Genomic DNA, 15,760 nt, shown 5'->3' on the forward strand with positions numbered 1-15,760 from the left:
GCTAGCAGGGGGCAATGGAGAAACCAGTGCGGGGCCGAATGTACCACCTGAGTTTCGGAGCGTCTAGCCCTCAATAACGAAAAGGCCCCGCAATATGCGGGGCCTTTTCCTGACGCTTTATAACAACGCTTAAATGTTGGCGTCGAGGAAGGCCGCCAGTTGCGACTTCGACAGTGCGCCGACCTTGGTCGCTTCAACGTTGCCGTTCTTGAACAGCATCAGAGTCGGGATACCACGCACGCCATGCTTGGCCGGGGTTTCCTGGTTCTCGTCGATGTTCAGCTTGGCAACGGTCAGTTTGCCTTTGTAGGTTTCAGCAATTTCGTCCAGGACAGGAGCGATCATTTTGCAAGGGCCGCACCATTCAGCCCAGTAGTCGACCAGTACAGCGCCTTCGGCCTTGAGGACGTCGACGTCGAAGCTAGCGTCGGTGACGTGTTTGATAAGATCGCTGCTCATGGAAGTCTCCAGGTTGTAAGCAAAAAAACGTGGCCCATCATAGCCGCCCTTCCCTCGTTCAGGAAGGTGCAGTTGATTGAGTCTCGCTATGGTGGCGCATGACTTTGGGTATAGCTCAAGTCACGGGGTGGCGGGAGCGACGAAGGCAATTCCGGTACGCAGGGCTGCATTGCGTACATGTTCCTGCATGGCTTTCTGCGCCGCGCCGGACGAACGCCGGGCTAGCGCACGGAGGATTTTGCGGTGTTCCTGCCAGGTTTCCATGGCGCGTTCGGCCCGGATGAACGGTAGCTTCTGGCTCTCCAGAAAGATGTCGGCGCTGGCCGTGAGGATGCTCAGCATTGCCTGATTACCGCTGGCCAGCAGGATGCGTCGGTGAAAATCGAAATCCAGTCGTGCCGCCGCCTCGAAGTCACCTGCCTTCAATTCGTTGCGCATGGCGGCCACGTTGTCTTCCAGCGTATCGAGCTCGTGAGTGCTCAGGGTCACCGCGGCCAAACCGGCGGCAAAACCTTCCAGGGCATAACGCAACTGGAAAATATCCAACGGCGATGCCTGGGCTGCGAAGGGCCAGCTCAGTGCCGCATCGCCGCGCGGCAAATCCACCGGCGACTGCACGAATACGCCCTTGCCCGGCTGGATGCTGATCACGCCCAACGCACTCAACGACGACAGCGCCTCACGCAGGGACGCCCGACTCACCCCCAATTGCACCGCCAGATCTCGCTGCGAAGGCAAGGCATCGCCCGGCGCGAAACCCTGTTCGGTGATCAGTTTACGGATGGCTTGCAGCGCCACTTCAGGTACGGCTCTGGAAATCGAATTCATGGTTTTTTCAGACGAACCAGGACAATGAGCGGCTAGTTGTAAAGCTATTCGCAGCCCTCGGCAAGTCGTGCCCCATGGGGGTTCGGCACGTTTCACGGATGCGCCATGAGGGTGCGAAATGCCCATCCACTGTTCAGACCAGTAAGACCGAAAGAATCCAGTAAAACCGTGGCCTGCGGCCCCCAAATCCGCTTCTTGGCATGGCCCGTGCTCTGTCGATCCGCAGAATTCATTCCTCGTCGATTCGGAGATTCGCCATGACCCTGCGTTACAGCGCCCTTCTCACTGCCCTGTTTGCCAGCCTGATGTTGAGCCAGGCACCCGCTCACGCCGACGGCCTGGAGGATGTAGTCAAACGCGGCGTCCTCAAGGTCGCCGTGCCTCAGGACTTTCCGCCGTTCGGCTCGGTCGGCCCGGACATGAAACCCCGCGGCCTCGACATCGACACCGCCAAACTGCTGGCCGAGCAACTCAAGGTCAAACTTGAACTGACCCCGGTCAACAGCACCAACCGCATTCCATTCCTGACCACCGGCAAGGTCGACCTGGTGATCTCCAGCCTGGGCAAGAACCCCGAGCGCGAGAAAGTCATCGACTTCTCCAGCGCCTATGCGCCGTTCTACCTCGCCGTGTTCGGTCCGCCGGATGCCGACATCAAAGGCCTGGACGACCTCAAGGGTAAAACCGTCAGCGTCACCCGGGGCGCCATCGAAGACATCGAGCTGACCAAAGTCGCTCCCGAAGGTGTGACCATCAAACGCTTCGAAGACAACAACTCGACCATTGCCGCCTACATCGCCGGGCAAGTCGACCTCATCGCCAGCGGCAACGTGGTGATGGTCGCGATCAGCGAGAAGAACCCTAAACGCATTCCAGCGTTGAAAGTGAAGCTCAAGGACTCGCCGGTCTATGTCGGCGTGAACAAGAACGAGCCGGCGCTGTTGGGCAAGGTCAATCAGATCCTCGCCACCGCCAAAACCGACGGCGCACTGGAGAAAAACTCCCAGACCTGGCTGAAAGAGCCATTGCCGGCCGACCTCTGATCGTCGCTCGGGAGATTTGATATGGCCTATCAGTTCGACTTTCTGCCGGTGGTGCAAAACACCGATCTGCTACTGCGCGGCGCCTTGTTCACCCTTGAACTGACGGCCATCGGCGCAGTGCTGGGTGTGGGGTTGGGCATCGTCGGGGCGCTGGTGCGGGCGTGGAACATTCGCCCGTTCTCGGCGATCTTCGGGGTCTACGTCGAGTTGATCCGCAATACGCCGTTTCTGGTGCAGCTGTTTTTCATTTTCTTCGGCTTGCCGTCGCTGGGAGTACAGATTTCCGAATGGCAGGCGGCGGTGCTGGCGATGGTGATCAACCTCGGCGCCTACTCGACCGAAATCATCCGCGCCGGTATCCAGGCGATCCCCCGAGGACAGCTGGAAGCCGCTGCGGCCTTGGCGATGAGTCGATTCGAAGCGTTCCGCCACGTGGTGCTGCTGCCAGCGCTGGGCAAGGTCTGGCCGGCCCTGAGCAGCCAGATCATCATCGTCATGCTCGGCTCGGCGGTCTGTTCGCAAATCGCCACCGAAGAATTGAGCTTTGCCGCCAACTTCATTCAGTCGCGCAACTTCCGCGCCTTTGAAACCTATGCCCTGACCACGCTGCTGTACCTGTGCATGGCGCTGCTGATCCGCCAACTGCTGAACTGGATCGGCCGCCGCTATATATCGAGGAGCAGCCAATGAGCGATTTCACCTTCTGGGACATCGTGCGCAACCTGCTCACCGGCCTGCAGTGGACCCTGGCGTTATCGCTGGTGGCGTTTATCGGCGGCGGGCTGATCGGCTTGCTGATCATGGTCATGCGCATCTCGAAAAAGCCTCTGCCGCGTAACATTGCCCGCACTTACATCGAGCTGTTCCAGGGTACGCCGCTGTTGATGCAGCTGTTTCTGGTGTTTTTCGGCGTGGCGCTGGCCGGTGTGGAGATTTCGCCGTGGATGGCGGCGGCGCTGGCCCTGACGCTGTTTACCAGCGCCTATCTGGCGGAGATCTGGCGCGGCTGCGTCGATTCGATTCCCAATGGTCAGTGGGAAGCCTCGTCAAGCCTGGCGCTCAACCCGCTGGAGCAACTGCGCTACGTGATTCTGCCGCAAGCGCTGCGGATCGCCGTGGCACCCACCGTGGGCTTCTCGGTGCAAGTGGTCAAAGGCACCGCCGTGACCTCAATCATCGGCTTCACCGAACTGACCAAGACCGGCGGCATGCTCGCCAACGCGACCTTCGAACCCTTCATGGTCTACGGCCTCGTCGCCCTCGGCTACTTCCTGCTTTGCTACCCCTTGTCCCTCAGTGCGCGCTACCTGGAAAGGAGACTGCATGCCTCTGCTTAGAATTTCCGCCCTGCATAAATATTACGGCGACCACCATGTGCTCAAGGGCATCGACCTGAGCGTCGAGGAAGGCCAGGTGGTGGCGATCATCGGCCGCAGCGGCTCGGGCAAATCCACCTTGCTGCGCACCCTCAACGGCCTGGAGTCGATCAACGACGGCGTAATTGAGGTCGACGGCGAATACCTCGATGCCGCTCGCGCCGATTTGCGCACCTTGCGGCAGAAAGTCGGGATGGTGTTCCAGCAGTTCAACCTGTTCCCGCACCTGACCGTGGGCGAGAACGTGATGCTCGCGCCGCAAGTGGTGCAGAAAGTGCCGAAGGCCAAAGCGGTCGAGCTGGCGCGGGAGATGCTGGAGCGGGTCGGGCTGGGCGAGAAGTTTGATGCCTTCCCGGACCGGCTGTCGGGCGGGCAGCAACAGCGCGTAGCGATTGCCCGGGCGTTGGCAATGTCTCCCAAAGTCTTGCTGTGCGACGAAATCACGTCAGCGCTGGACCCGGAATTGGTCAATGAAGTGCTGAGCGTGGTCCGGCAACTGGCCAAGGAAGGGATGACGCTGATCATGGTCACCCATGAAATGCGCTTTGCCCGGGAGGTTGGGGATAAGTTGGTGTTCATGCATCAGGGCAAGGTGCATGAGGTGGGGGATCCGAAGATTCTGTTTGCGAACCCGCAGACGGCGGAGCTGGCGAACTTCATCGGCACAGTTGAAGCAGCAGGCTAACCCTTTTGTGGCGAGGGAGCTTGCTCCCGCTGGGCTGCGCAGCGGCCCTAAAAATTATCACCTCGTTTTCACTGGATCGCATGTGCAGGTTTTGCGACTGCTGCGCAGTCGAGCGGGAGCAAGCTCCCTCGCCACAGGAACTCATGCCGTCCGTGCTCTGGATCAAGGCTTTGAACGCTGCGCGTTGGCGGCAGCGTTTGATCGTGGCAGGATGTCGAGGTTATCGACCGAGACCCCATGACCATGCCGCAATCCCAAGCCAAGAATCTGTCCCTGATCGCCGCAATCGACCTGGGCTCCAACAGCTTTCACATGGTCGTGGCCAAGGCCCAGAACGGCGAAATCCGTATTCTCGAGCGCCTCGGGGAGAAAGTTCAGCTGGCCGCCGGCATCGACGAAGAGCGTCAGCTCAACGAAGAATCCATGCAGCGCGGGCTCGATTGCCTGAAGCGTTTTGCCCAACTGATCAACGGTATGCCGCCCGGTGCCGTGCGGATCGTCGGCACCAACGCCCTGCGTGAAGCCCGCAACCGCGGTGAATTCATCCGCCGCGCCGAAGAAATCCTCGGCCACTCGGTGGAAGTCATCTCCGGCCGTGAAGAAGCGCGCCTGATCTACCTCGGCGTGTCCCACACCCTCGCCGACACCCCGGGCAAACGCCTGGTGGCCGACATTGGCGGCGGCAGTACCGAATTCATTATCGGCCAGCGCTTCGAACCGCTGCTGCGCGAAAGCCTACAGATGGGCTGCGTCAGTTATACCCAGCGTTATTTCAAGGATGGCAAGATCACCCCGGCCCGCTACGCCCAGGCGTACACCGCAGCGCGGCTGGAGATCATGAGCATCGAACACGCGCTGCATCGCCTGACCTGGGATGAAGCCATCGGCTCCTCGGGCACCATCCGCGCCATTGGCCTGGCGCTGAAGGCGGGCGGTCATGGCACGGGCGAGGTCAACGCCGAAGGCCTGGCCTGGCTCAAGCGCAAACTGATGAAGCTGGGCGATGTCGAGAAAATCGACTTCGAAGGCATCAAGCCTGACCGCCGCGCGATTTTCCCCGCCGGCCTGGCGATTCTCGAAGCGATCTTCGACGCCCTCGAACTGCAACGCATGGACCACTGTGAAGGCGCCCTGCGCGAAGGCGTGCTCTATGACCTGCTGGGCCGTCATCACCATGAAGACGTCCGTGAGCGCACGCTCAGCTCGTTGATGGAGCGTTATCACGTCGATCTGGAACAAGCGGCGCGGGTCGAGCGCAAAGCCCTGCATGCCTTCGATCAGGTGGCCAAGGATTGGGAACTGGATGACGGCGTCTGGCGCGAACTGCTCGGCTGGGCGGCCAAGGTCCATGAAGTGGGCCTGGACATCGCTCATTATCAATACCACAAGCACGGCGCCTACCTGATCGAGCACTCGGACCTGGCCGGGTTCTCCCGTGAAGACCAACTGATGCTCGCGTTGTTGGTGCGCGGTCACCGACGCAACATTCCCCGGGACCGGTTTGCCGATTTCGGCGAGGACGGGATCAAGCTGATTCGCCTGTGCGTGCTGCTGCGCTTTGCGATCCTGTTCCATCACATCCGCGGCACCCAGGAAATGCCGCAGGTCGTCTTGCACGCCAAACGCGACAGCCTCGATGTGTTGTTCCCTGAAAACTGGCTGGACGAAAACCAACTGACCCAGGCCGACTTCGCTCTCGAAGCGGAATGGCTCACCCGAGTCAGCTTCACGCTGAACGTGCGCTAAAAACCGCAGCGAACACATTCCCTGTGGCGAGGGAGCTTGCTCCCGCTGGGGTGCGAAGCGCCCCCGTCTATCCCTGAAAAGAAGGGGACTGCTACGCAGTCCAGCGGGAGCAAGCTCCCTCGCCACAGGTAGGAAGCTGAAACCAAAAAGGGCGATCCATGTGGATCGCCCTTTTTTTGCCCAACCGAATCTGCGTCAGCGAACGGCGAGAATCGGGCTGCCCAGTCGCTCCAGCAAGGTCGCCTGCGCGCTGCGCGGGTTCTGGTTGCCGGTCGGCGTGTTGCGGATGTAGCGACCGTCCGCCTGCAGGCTCCAGCTGTGGGTATTGTCGGTCAGATAAAGCTCCAGCTCTTTCTTGACCCTCATGATCAGCTTCTTGCCCTCGACCGGGAAGCAAGTCTCTACGCGCTTGTCGAGGTTGCGCTCCATCCAGTCGGCGCTGGACAGGAACATCTGCTCTTCACCGCCATTGAGGAAGTAGAACACCCGGGTGTGCTCCAGGAAACGCCCGATGATCGAGCGCACATGGATGTTGTGCGACACCCCGGCGATACCCGGACGCAGGCAGCACATGCCGCGCACCACCAGATCGATACGCACCCCGGACTGACTGGCCTTGTACAGCGCGCGGATGATCTTCGGATCGGTCAGCGAGTTGAATTTGGCGATGATGTGCGCCGGTTTGCCATCGAGGGCGAACTGGGTTTCCCGGGCAATCATGTCGAGCATGCCCTTCTTCAACGTGAATGGCGCGTGCAGCAGCTTCTTCATGCGCAGGGTTTTCCCCATGCCGATGAGCTGGCTGAACAGTTTGCCGACGTCTTCGCACAAGGCGTCGTCCGAGGTCAGCAAGCTGTAGTCGGTGTACAGACGGGCGTTGGCCGCGTGATAGTTGCCGGTACCCAAGTGGGCGTAACGCACGATCTCGCCGGCTTCGCGACGCAGAATCAGCATCATCTTGGCGTGGGTCTTGAAGCCCACCACGCCGTAAATCACCACCGCACCGGCCGCTTGCAGACGGCTGGCCAGTTGCAGGTTGGACTCTTCGTCGAAGCGCGCACGCAACTCGATCACCGCGGTGACTTCCTTGCCGTTACGCGCGGCATCCACCAGCGCATCGACAATTTCCGAGTTGGCGCCGGAGCGGTACAAAGTCTGGCGTACCGCCAATACATGCGGGTCCTTCGCGGCCTGGCGCAGCAGGTCGACCACGGGAGTAAAGGACTCGAACGGGTGCAGCAGCAGGATGTCCTGCTTGCTGATCACGCTGAAGATGTTCTCGCTGTTCTGCAGCAGTTTCGGGATCTGCGGGGTGAACGGCGTGTATTGCAGCGCTCGCTGACTGTCCAGGCCGGTGATGCTGAACAGGCGGGTCAGGTTGACCGGACCGTTGACCTGATACAGCTCGGTCTCGTGCAAGTTGAACTGCTTGAGCAAGTAGTCGGACAGGTGTTTCGGGCACGTGTCGGCCACTTCCAGGCGCACCGCGTCACCGTAGCGACGGGAGAACAGCTCGCCACGCAGGGCGCGGGCCAGGTCTTCCACGTCTTCGGTATCGACCGCGAGGTCAGCGTTTCGGGTCAGGCGGAACTGGTAGCAGCCCTTGACCTTCATGCCCTGGAACAGGTCATCGGCGTGTGCGTGGATCATCGACGACAGGAACACATAGTTGTCGCCCGAGCCGCCCACTTCTTCCGGCAACTTGATCACGCGCGGCAGCAAGCGTGGCGCGGGGATGATCGCCAGACCGGAATCGCGACCGAAGGCGTCGATGCCTTCGAGCTCGACGATGAAGTTCAGGCTCTTGTTCACCAGCAACGGGAACGGGTGCGTCGGGTCGAGGCCGATCGGGGTGATGATCGGCGCGATCTCGTCGCGGAAATAGCGGCGCACCCAGGTCTTGATCTTGGTGGTCCAGTGACGCCGACGGATGAAGCGGACCTGATGTTTTTCCAGTTCCGGCAACAGAATGTCATTGAGGATCGCGTACTGACGGTCGACGTGACCGTGTACCAGCTCGCTGATGCGGGCCAGAGCCTGATGCGGTTGCAGACCATCGGCACCGGCCTGCTCACGGGCGAAGGTGATCTGCTTCTTCAGGCCAGCCACGCGAATCTCGAAGAACTCGTCCAGGTTGCTGGAGAAGATCAGCAGGAACTTCAGCCGCTCCAGCAACGGGTAGGACTCATCCAGCGCCTGTTCCAGCACGCGGATGTTGAACTGCAGTTGCGAGAGCTCGCGATGGATATACAGGCTGCTGTCATCCAGACCGGGAATGGCAATCGCTGGCGCCGCTGTTGCGGTTTCGGCCACCGCCGCGGGTGGAGCGGGTTCCAGCTCCGGCGGCGTCTCGGCGATTTGCTCGACCACGGGTTGAGCTTCTTTTACGGCAACTTCAGTGAGTCCTTCGGTATTCATGGAATGTTCCTGGGAGGGCTATTTCTGCTCTCGTAACAATTGAGCGGCGCGCACGGCAAAGTAAGTCAGGATGCCATCAGCTCCTGCACGTTTGAAAGCGGTCAGGGATTCGAGGATAACCCCTTCGCTCAACCAGCCATTTTGGATGGCCGCCATGTGCATGGCGTATTCACCGCTGACCTGATAAACAAAGGTCGGCACTTTAAATTCTTCTTTGACCCGGTAAAGGATGTCCAGATACGGCATGCCTGGCTTGACCATGACCATGTCCGCGCCTTCTGACAAGTCCGCCGCCACTTCGTGCAGGGCTTCGTTGCTGTTGGCCGGGTCCATCTGATAGGAGGCCTTGTTGGCCTTGCCCAGGTTCAGCGCCGAACCTACCGCATCGCGGAACGGGCCGTAATAGGCGCTCGCGTACTTGGCAGAGTAAGCCATGATCCGCACGTTGACGTGATCGGCCAGCTCCAGCGCTTCGCGGATGGCCTGGATGCGACCGTCCATCATGTCCGACGGGGCCACTACCTGTGCGCCGGCCTCGGCGTGGGATAGCGCCTGCTTGACCAGGGCATCGACGGTAATGTCGTTCTGCACGTAGCCCTCTTCGTCGAGAATGCCGTCTTGGCCGTGGGTGGTGAACGGGTCCAGAGCGACGTCAGTGATCACACCCAGTTCCGGGAACTGCGCACGCAAGGCGCGGGTGGCGCGTTGGGCGATGCCGTTCGGGTTCCAGGCTTCGGCGGCGTCCAGGGACTTGAGCTCCGGGGGCGTGACCGGGAACAACGCCACTGCCGGAATCCCCAGTTCGACCCACTTGGCCGCTTCTTCGAGCAACAGATCGATGGTCAGACGCTCAACCCCCGGCATCGACGCGACTGCTTCGCGACGGTTTTCACCGTCCAGCACGAACACCGGCAGGATCAGATCGTCGACGGTCAGAACGTTTTCACGGACCAGTCGACGCGAAAAATCATCACGGCGATTGCGACGCAGGCGGGTTGCAGGAAACAAACGGTTGGCGGGGGTAAAGCTCACGGCAGACTCCTGAGCCCGCTGGCGTGCGAGCGTGACAGTTATAAGCGGCCATTATGACCGTGGTATTACAGTTATGTGCACCCCTGCGGCAGGTAGTCGCATTCCATTGTCCTTGTAGGAAATGTTCACGTCGAGACACATTTGGACACTTTCATGAATGTTCACGAAGGGTTAGGCTGCGCGTTCATTTCGCCAGCATCCAGACAATGCTCCAACAATTTCTTCAGGAATTCGGCTACTTCGCCCTCTTTCTCGGCACGTTCTTCGAAGGCGAAACCATCCTGGTGCTCGCAGGCTTCCTCGCGTTCCGCGGATACATGGACATCAAGATCGTCACGATCGTGGCGTTCTGTGGCAGTTATGCCGGCGATCAGCTGTGGTATTTCCTCGGGCGAAAACACGGTCGCAAATTGCTGGCGCGCAAACCACGCTGGCAACTGATGGGTGACCGGGCGCTGGAACATATCCGCAAACACCCGGACATCTGGGTGCTGAGTTTCCGCTTCGTCTATGGATTGCGCACGGTCATGCCGGTGGCGATCGGCCTGTCGGGATATCCGCCGGGGCGTTATCTGCTGCTCAACGGGATTGGTGCTGCGATCTGGGCGACCGCACTGGCCGCAGCGGCGTATCACTTCGGCGCGGTGCTTGAGGGCATGCTGGGCAGCGTCAAGAAGTACGAGCTGTGGGTGCTTGGTGCCCTGCTGGTACTGGGCCTGGGCCTGTGGCTGCGCCGGCGTTTCAAGAATGCCCGTCTGGCGAAGAAGATCTACGCCGACGAGCAAGCCGAGCTGGCCAAGGCCGCCGAGACTAAGACGCCAACCGAGTGAAGCGGTCCCTGCAACAGTAGAGACCGATGCCGCTGAGCAAGCTGTAGCTGAACAGGCCGATCCAGCCCACCGCGCTGGCCGGCCACAGCCCGACTACCGGCGCCAGCCACACCAGCGGCACATTCGATGCCAGGCGCAGCAGCTCCAGTTTCAACGCCTGCGGGCGATTCTCCAGGGCCATGCCCAACGTAAACAAGCCGAATGCCACTGCGCCCCAGCCCAACACCAGCGCGGCAGTCGGCAAACGTGGCTCAAGGTTCATCAAATAGCTGCCCAGCGCGATGTAAACGCAGAACTGCAACGCCACATACACCTGCTGACGCCCGTCCAGCGGCACCTCGAATTTGCGGAACTGACTCAGGTCCGGTTTGTTCATCGGGTACTTGGCCGCCACATCCGCCGGCCGCCAGCCGGTGCGCATGAACCAGATCCGCAGCTTGTCCCATGTGCTTTCAGCCCGTCGCGCGTCATCCCAAAGCTGTGCGTAAAACTGCACGTTCGCCCACAACGGATTCCAGCTTGCCAACGGCGTGGTCACGCCGAAAATCACCGGCTCGTTGTCGTCCTCTTCCTGGAACGAGCCAAATAGACGGTCCCAAATAATGAACACCCCGCCGTAGTTGCGATCCATGTAGAGAGCGTTCTGTGCATGGTGAGCCCGATGATTGGACGGCGTGACAAAGAACCACTCGAACCAGCCGAGCTTGGGAATGTGTTTGGTATGCACCCAGAACTGATAGAGCAAGTTGAGTGCGGCAACGCTGATGAACACCAGCAACGGCACGCCGAGCACCGCCATCGGCAGGTAGAAAATCCAGCTCAGCAGAAAGCCGGTACTGGTCTGGCGCAGGGCCGTGGAGAGGTTGTAGTCCTCACTCTGGTGATGCACCGAGTGCGCGGCCCAGAGGATGTTGCGCTCATGGCCCATACGGTGCAGCCAGTAGTAGCAGAAGTCATAGAGGACAAAGGCAAACACCCAGACCCAAACGCTGTCGGCCGACAGTTCGAACAGCGCCAGGTGCTTGAGGGCAAACGCATAGGTCACCAGGCCGACACCTTTGGTCAACAGGCCGGTAGTGGTCGACAACACCCCGGTGCTGATGCTGTTGATCGCGTCCGCCAGCCGATAATTGCTCAACCCGCGCCAACGGTCCGCCAGCAGCTCGACGGCAATCAGCACAAAGAAAAACGGCACCGCATACAGAATGAAGTCCATTGACGCGCCCTGATCGGAATCTTGAGGACAGATGCTAGGTGTAGCCGCGAATTAACCCTATGGCAACGAGTGACAAATTAGTGGACATTTAACGCCATGAATCTGGAGAAAAACCCATGAGCAAAAAAATTGCAGTGATACTTTCCGGCTGTGGCGTGTACGACGGCGCCGAGATCCACGAAAGCGTGATTACCTTGCTGCGCCTGGACCAGCGTGGCGCCGAGGTGCAGTGCTTTGCCCCCAATATCTCGCAATTGCATGTGATCAATCACCTGACCGGCGACGAAATGCCCGAGTCACGCAACGTGCTGGTGGAATCGGCGCGGATCGCCCGGGGCAACATCAAGGACATTCGTGAGGCGAGCGTAGAAGACTTCGACGCGCTGATCGTGCCGGGCGGGTTTGGCGCGGCCAAGAACCTGTCGAACTTCGCCATCGAAGGCGCCGGTTGCACCGTTCAACCGGACGTCCTGGCGCTGACCGAAGCGTTTGCCGAAGCGGGCAAACCGGTGGGGTTGATGTGCATTTCGCCGGCGCTGGCGGCGAAAATCTATGGGCCAGGCGTGACCTGCACCATTGGCAGCGACGCCGATACCGCTGCCGCCATGAACAAGATGGGCGCCACTCACCAGGATTGCGCAGTGAGCGACATCGTCGAAGACAAGGCGCGCAAACTGGTCTGCACCCCGGCTTATATGCTGGCGCAGAGCATCAGCGAAGCCGCCTCGGGGATCAACAAACTGGTCGACCGTGTCCTCGAACTGACCCACGAAAACGACGTTTAACGCGGTCAAATTGTGGGAGTGAGCCTGCTCGCGCCCACCTTTGATTTGAGTAAGGCTCAGGCTTTACGGGTCAGCCGAGTGAGTATCCGGTCAAGCGCATTGGCGAACGCCTGCTTCTCGCGCTCACCAAACGGCGCCGGCCCGCCACTCATCTGGCCTTGTTCACGCAGATCGGTGAACAGGTTACGCACTGCCAACCGATCGCCCATGTTCTGCGCATCGAATTCCTTGCCCCGCGGGTCCAGCGCTGAAACGCCGTTTTTCACCAGCCGATCGGCCAGCGGCACATCGCTGCAAATCACCAGTTCACCTGGCACCGCGTGTTCCACCAGATAGTCATCGGCGGCATCCGGGCCGCTGGGCACCACGATCAGCTTCACCAGAGCCAGGCCAGGTTTGATCTGTGGCTGCCCCGCCACCAGCACTACTTCGAACTGGCGCTTGAGGGCGAACTTCACCACCAGATCCTTCGCCGCCCGTGGGCAGGCGTCGGCATCGATCCATACGCGCATTGTGTTTCCCTCCGTTAAAAGCTTCGCGGGCAAGCCTCGCTCCTACAGGATTCGCGCGTTATTTGGGGCCGCGTACAACCTGTAGGAGCGAGGCTTGCCCCCGAATATGAGCGCAGCGAATGCTCTTAAGAAACCTGCACCCGCCGCTTCTCCGCCATCCAGCTGCGGCCATACAGCACCACAATCGCAACGATCGCCACGCATTGGGCACTCAGCGAATACGCATCCGCGTGAATCCCCAGCCAGTCGAAGTCAAAGAACGGCACCGGCCGGGTACCGAAGATTCCGGCTTCCTGCAACGCCTTCACGCCATGCCCTGCGAACACCACCGACAGCGCGCACAGCAGACCGGCGTTGATGCTGAAGAACAACGACAGCGGCAGTTTCTGCGAGCCACGCAGGATCACCCAAGCCAGCCCGACCAGCAACACCAGCGCCGTTGCACCACCGGCCAACACTGCGTTATGCCCCGCAGGCCCCGCCTGCAGCCACAGGGTTTCGTAGAACAGAATCACCTCAAACAGCTCGCGATACACTGAGAAAAACGCCAGCGTCGCAAAACCGAAGCGTCCGCCGCCGCCCACCAGGCTGCTCTTGATGTAATCCTGCCAGGCTGCCGCGTGACGACGGTCGTGCATCCACACGCCCAGCCAGAGCACCATGACGGCGGCAAACAACGCCGTCGCACCTTCCAGCAATTCACGCTGCGAACCGCTGACATCAATCACATAGGCCGCCAGTGCCCAGGTCGCCAGACCCGCCAACAACGCCAGGCCCCAACCGACGTTGACGCTGCGAACCGCCGATTGCTGGCCGGTATTGCGCAGGAACGCCAGGATCGCCGCCAGCACCAGAATCGCTTCGAGGCCTTCACGCAGCAAAATCAGCAACCCGGAGATGTAGCTCAGTGACCAGCTCAAGCCGTCGCTACCCAGCAGCCCGGCGGACTCCTTCAACTTGGCCTTGGCCGCGTCCAGACGCTGCTGGGCCTGGGCCACCGGCAAGCCGTCCTGCAACGATTGACGGTACGCCATCAGGGACTTTTCGGTGTCCTTGCGCACGTTGGCGTCGACGTTGTCCAGCGAGCTCTCGACCAGTTCGAAGCCTTCAAGATACGCCGCTACCGACAAGTCATAGGCTTGATCATGATCACCGGCACGGTAGGCCGCGAGGCTCTTGTCCAGGGTGGCGGCGGTGTAGTCGAGCAACTGCGCCGGGCCGCGCTTGACCTGCGGCGGTTGCGCCCGCTGCGCACGGAACGTCGCGGCGGCTTGCGGGCCATCGGCGGCCTGCACTTCGGCTGGCGTCTGACGAGCGAGGTCGGCGATGTTGTAAGTCTTTTCGGATGTGGCGGCGGCCGGATCGGCGCTGAAACCGGCGATGTAGGTTGCCAGGTCCCAACGCTGGCGATCGTCCAGTTGATCGGCGAAGGCCGGCATGTCCGTGCCTTCGACGCCCAGGCCCACTGTTGTGTAGATCGCGTACAGACTCAGGTGATCCAGGCGCGCCGTGTCACGCAGATTGGCCGGCGGCGGCGTCAGACCGACACCGGCCGGGCCGTCGCCGGCCCCCGTATCGCCGTGGCAGACCGAGCAATGCTGGGCGTAAAGCGGTGCACCACGGGTCGGATCCGGGGTAATGATCGGCGCCTGACTGACTTCATAGGCCACGGCCAGTTTCGCGCCGAGTTGCCGAGCCTGACGGGCCACGTCCGCGCCGTCCTGACGGGCAGCGATGGCGCTGCGTAGCGTGCTGACGCCCTGCTCCAGCCCGGCTTTTTCCGGCTTGGCCGGCATCGCCACGATCAAGCCTTGCAGCACCTTGATGAATTCCAGCTGCTCGCGGTATTCGGACTCGTCGATGACCTTGCCCGCTTGCACCGTCTGCGGATAATCCGCGCCGATGTAATCGAGCAAATGCAGAGCTTGCGGCGCGCCTTCCACGGTGTCCGCCAGCAGATTGAAACTGCACAAGGCAAACAGCGGCAACACCAGCCAGGCCAGGAAACGGGACGGGGCAGTCATGAATGAATCTCAATTGGAAATACGAAGTAACACATTGTTCACTTCCAATGACTTTCACTCAAGCTTTGTTAGCAAGTACCGGCGTTTCTGCACGGGCTCCGGACATGAAAAAGGCGACCTCGGAGGTCGCCTTTTGTGTTCCTTGGTGCTTTAAACCGCAGCTTTGCGCAATGTCGCCATAAACGCCGCCGCACCGATGAACAGCCCGGCAAAGGTCCGGTTCATGCGTTTTTGCTGCTTGGGCGTGCGCAACAGACGCAGCACCTTCGACGCCAACCCGGTGTACCCGGCCATGACGATCAGGTCGACGCAGACCATGGTCACACCAATGATCAGGTACTGAGCGAGCAGCGGAGCGTGAGGATCAATGAACTGCGGCAACACGGCCAGCATGAACACCAGAGCCTTGGGGTTGCTGATATTGACCAGGAAACCGCGGAACACCAGGGCCAGCGGCTTGCCGATCTGACGCACGGCCGCGTCGTCACTCATGTCGCTGGGCAGCGCGCGCCATTGCTTGACCGCGAGATAAACGAGGTAGGCCACACCGAACCATTTGATCGCATAGAAAGCGGTGGCTGATGCCGTGAGAATCGCACCCACACCGGCGCCGACAATCGCGATCTGTACCGCCAGGCCCAATTGCAGGCCCAGGGCGTTCCAGTAACCGCGCCAGAAACCGTATTGCAGACCGCTGGACATCGACGCAATGGCGCCGGCACCGGGAGACAGACTGATCACCCAACAGGCGGCAAAAAACGCCAGCCATGTTTGAAGCTCCATTGCACACCTCGACTCAGACTTGT

Annotated in this window: 15 protein-coding genes; 7 read left to right on the top strand and 8 right to left on the bottom strand. The window is 60.6% G+C overall.

The window, feature by feature from the left end; translation table 11 throughout:
- Positions 1 to 129 precede the first annotated feature (129 nt).
- Both trxA and RHP74_RS30030 read right to left on the bottom strand, forming a co-directional pair.
- Positions 130 to 459 (bottom strand): thioredoxin TrxA, encoded by a 330-nt coding sequence (gene trxA, locus RHP74_RS30025; RefSeq protein WP_008150340.1) that lies wholly within the window; start codon positions 457 to 459, stop codon positions 130 to 132.
- 120 nt (positions 460 to 579) lie between these two features.
- Positions 580 to 1,287: a FadR/GntR family transcriptional regulator gene (locus RHP74_RS30030; RefSeq protein WP_010465028.1), complete on the bottom strand. Its 708-nt coding sequence runs from the start codon at positions 1,285 to 1,287 to the stop codon at positions 580 to 582.
- Between the two features lie 257 nt (positions 1,288 to 1,544).
- Between RHP74_RS30030 and RHP74_RS30035 the strand changes: the two genes are divergently transcribed.
- From RHP74_RS30035 to ppx, 5 genes are all read left to right on the top strand, one after another.
- Entirely contained in the window at positions 1,545 to 2,330 is a 786-nt protein-coding gene (locus tag RHP74_RS30035; protein ID WP_172791904.1) for a transporter substrate-binding domain-containing protein, read from the top strand.
- A gap of 21 nt (positions 2,331 to 2,351) precedes the next feature.
- On the top strand, positions 2,352 to 3,020 hold the full coding sequence (locus tag RHP74_RS30040; protein ID WP_010465033.1) for an amino acid ABC transporter permease: 669 nt from the start codon (positions 2,352 to 2,354) through the stop codon (positions 3,018 to 3,020).
- On the top strand, positions 3,017 to 3,667 hold the full coding sequence (locus RHP74_RS30045) for an amino acid ABC transporter permease (RefSeq protein WP_083375491.1): 651 nt from the start codon (positions 3,017 to 3,019) through the stop codon (positions 3,665 to 3,667). The genes RHP74_RS30040 and RHP74_RS30045 overlap by 4 nt, the downstream gene beginning before the upstream one ends.
- A complete protein-coding gene (locus RHP74_RS30050) occupies positions 3,654 to 4,391 on the top strand; it encodes an amino acid ABC transporter ATP-binding protein (RefSeq protein WP_010465037.1) in 738 nt (245 codons plus the stop codon). The genes RHP74_RS30045 and RHP74_RS30050 overlap by 14 nt, the downstream gene beginning before the upstream one ends.
- Positions 4,392 to 4,634: 243 nt before the next feature.
- Positions 4,635 to 6,137, top strand: coding sequence for an exopolyphosphatase (gene ppx / locus RHP74_RS30055; RefSeq protein WP_010465038.1), 1,503 nt, complete (start codon positions 4,635 to 4,637; stop codon positions 6,135 to 6,137).
- A 195-nt stretch (positions 6,138 to 6,332) separates the two neighbouring features.
- Here the strand turns inward: ppx and ppk1 are convergent, their stop codons facing one another.
- Both ppk1 and hemB read right to left on the bottom strand, forming a co-directional pair.
- Positions 6,333 to 8,555: a polyphosphate kinase 1 gene (gene ppk1 / locus RHP74_RS30060; RefSeq protein ID WP_311096865.1), complete on the bottom strand. Its 2,223-nt coding sequence runs from the start codon at positions 8,553 to 8,555 to the stop codon at positions 6,333 to 6,335.
- Between the two features lie 18 nt (positions 8,556 to 8,573).
- Positions 8,574 to 9,587 (bottom strand): porphobilinogen synthase, encoded by a 1,014-nt coding sequence (gene hemB / locus RHP74_RS30065; protein WP_010465043.1) that lies wholly within the window; start codon positions 9,585 to 9,587, stop codon positions 8,574 to 8,576.
- Between the two features lie 206 nt (positions 9,588 to 9,793).
- On the opposite strand from hemB, the gene RHP74_RS30070 reads away from it, so the two are divergent.
- Positions 9,794 to 10,417, top strand: coding sequence for a DedA family protein (locus RHP74_RS30070; protein ID WP_077747159.1), 624 nt, complete (start codon positions 9,794 to 9,796; stop codon positions 10,415 to 10,417).
- Here the strand turns inward: RHP74_RS30070 and RHP74_RS30075 are convergent.
- A complete protein-coding gene (locus RHP74_RS30075) occupies positions 10,398 to 11,633 on the bottom strand; it encodes a sterol desaturase family protein (RefSeq protein WP_010465047.1) in 1,236 nt (411 codons plus the stop codon). The genes RHP74_RS30070 and RHP74_RS30075 overlap by 20 nt on opposite strands.
- Positions 11,634 to 11,749: 116 nt before the next feature.
- Between RHP74_RS30075 and elbB the strand changes: the two genes are divergently transcribed.
- Positions 11,750 to 12,418 carry an isoprenoid biosynthesis glyoxalase ElbB gene (gene elbB, locus RHP74_RS30080; RefSeq protein WP_010465049.1) on the top strand — a complete coding sequence of 223 codons (669 nt, stop codon included), beginning with the start codon at positions 11,750 to 11,752 and terminating at the stop codon, positions 12,416 to 12,418.
- A gap of 56 nt (positions 12,419 to 12,474) precedes the next feature.
- On the opposite strand, the gene RHP74_RS30085 is transcribed toward elbB, so the two are convergent.
- From RHP74_RS30085 to rhtB, 3 genes are all read right to left on the bottom strand, one after another.
- Entirely contained in the window at positions 12,475 to 12,930 is a 456-nt protein-coding gene (locus RHP74_RS30085) for a YaiI/YqxD family protein (protein WP_010465051.1), read from the bottom strand.
- Between the two features lie 125 nt (positions 12,931 to 13,055).
- On the bottom strand, positions 13,056 to 14,954 hold the full coding sequence (locus RHP74_RS30090) for an FTR1 family protein (RefSeq protein ID WP_282411929.1): 1,899 nt from the start codon (positions 14,952 to 14,954) through the stop codon (positions 13,056 to 13,058).
- Positions 14,955 to 15,104: 150 nt separating this feature from the next.
- The gene (gene rhtB, locus RHP74_RS30095) at positions 15,105 to 15,737 is read right to left on the bottom strand and encodes a homoserine/homoserine lactone efflux protein (protein ID WP_010465055.1); all 633 of its coding nucleotides are present in this window, start codon (positions 15,735 to 15,737) and stop codon (positions 15,105 to 15,107) included.
- Between the last annotated feature and the right edge of the window lie 23 nt (positions 15,738 to 15,760).

It is taken from the genome of Pseudomonas sp. SG20052 (assembly GCF_031766055.1).
GTDB lineage: Bacteria > Pseudomonadota > Gammaproteobacteria > Pseudomonadales > Pseudomonadaceae > Aquipseudomonas > Aquipseudomonas mandelii.

What these genes read in the sequence shown, in the direction of transcription:
- trxA (WP_008150340.1), bottom strand. Translation starts at nt 459, where the DNA reads ATGAGCAGCGATCTTATCAAACACGTCACCGACGCTAGCTTCGACGTC.
- RHP74_RS30030 (WP_010465028.1), bottom strand. Translation starts at nt 1,287, where the DNA reads ATGAATTCGATTTCCAGAGCCGTACCTGAAGTGGCGCTGCAAGCCATC.
- RHP74_RS30035 (WP_172791904.1), top strand. Translation starts at nt 1,545, where the DNA reads ATGACCCTGCGTTACAGCGCCCTTCTCACTGCCCTGTTTGCCAGCCTG.
- RHP74_RS30040 (WP_010465033.1), top strand. Translation starts at nt 2,352, where the DNA reads ATGGCCTATCAGTTCGACTTTCTGCCGGTGGTGCAAAACACCGATCTG.
- RHP74_RS30045 (WP_083375491.1), top strand. Translation starts at nt 3,017, where the DNA reads ATGAGCGATTTCACCTTCTGGGACATCGTGCGCAACCTGCTCACCGGC.
- RHP74_RS30050 (WP_010465037.1), top strand. Translation starts at nt 3,654, where the DNA reads ATGCCTCTGCTTAGAATTTCCGCCCTGCATAAATATTACGGCGACCAC.
- ppx (WP_010465038.1), top strand. Translation starts at nt 4,635, where the DNA reads ATGCCGCAATCCCAAGCCAAGAATCTGTCCCTGATCGCCGCAATCGAC.
- ppk1 (WP_311096865.1), bottom strand. Translation starts at nt 8,555, where the DNA reads ATGAATACCGAAGGACTCACTGAAGTTGCCGTAAAAGAAGCTCAACCC.
- RHP74_RS30070 (WP_077747159.1), top strand. Translation starts at nt 9,794, where the DNA reads ATGCTCCAACAATTTCTTCAGGAATTCGGCTACTTCGCCCTCTTTCTC.
- RHP74_RS30075 (WP_010465047.1), bottom strand. Translation starts at nt 11,633, where the DNA reads ATGGACTTCATTCTGTATGCGGTGCCGTTTTTCTTTGTGCTGATTGCC.
- elbB (WP_010465049.1), top strand. Translation starts at nt 11,750, where the DNA reads ATGAGCAAAAAAATTGCAGTGATACTTTCCGGCTGTGGCGTGTACGAC.
- RHP74_RS30085 (WP_010465051.1), bottom strand. Translation starts at nt 12,930, where the DNA reads ATGCGCGTATGGATCGATGCCGACGCCTGCCCACGGGCGGCGAAGGAT.
- RHP74_RS30090 (WP_282411929.1), bottom strand. Translation starts at nt 14,954, where the DNA reads ATGACTGCCCCGTCCCGTTTCCTGGCCTGGCTGGTGTTGCCGCTGTTT.
- rhtB (WP_010465055.1), bottom strand. Translation starts at nt 15,737, where the DNA reads ATGGAGCTTCAAACATGGCTGGCGTTTTTTGCCGCCTGTTGGGTGATC.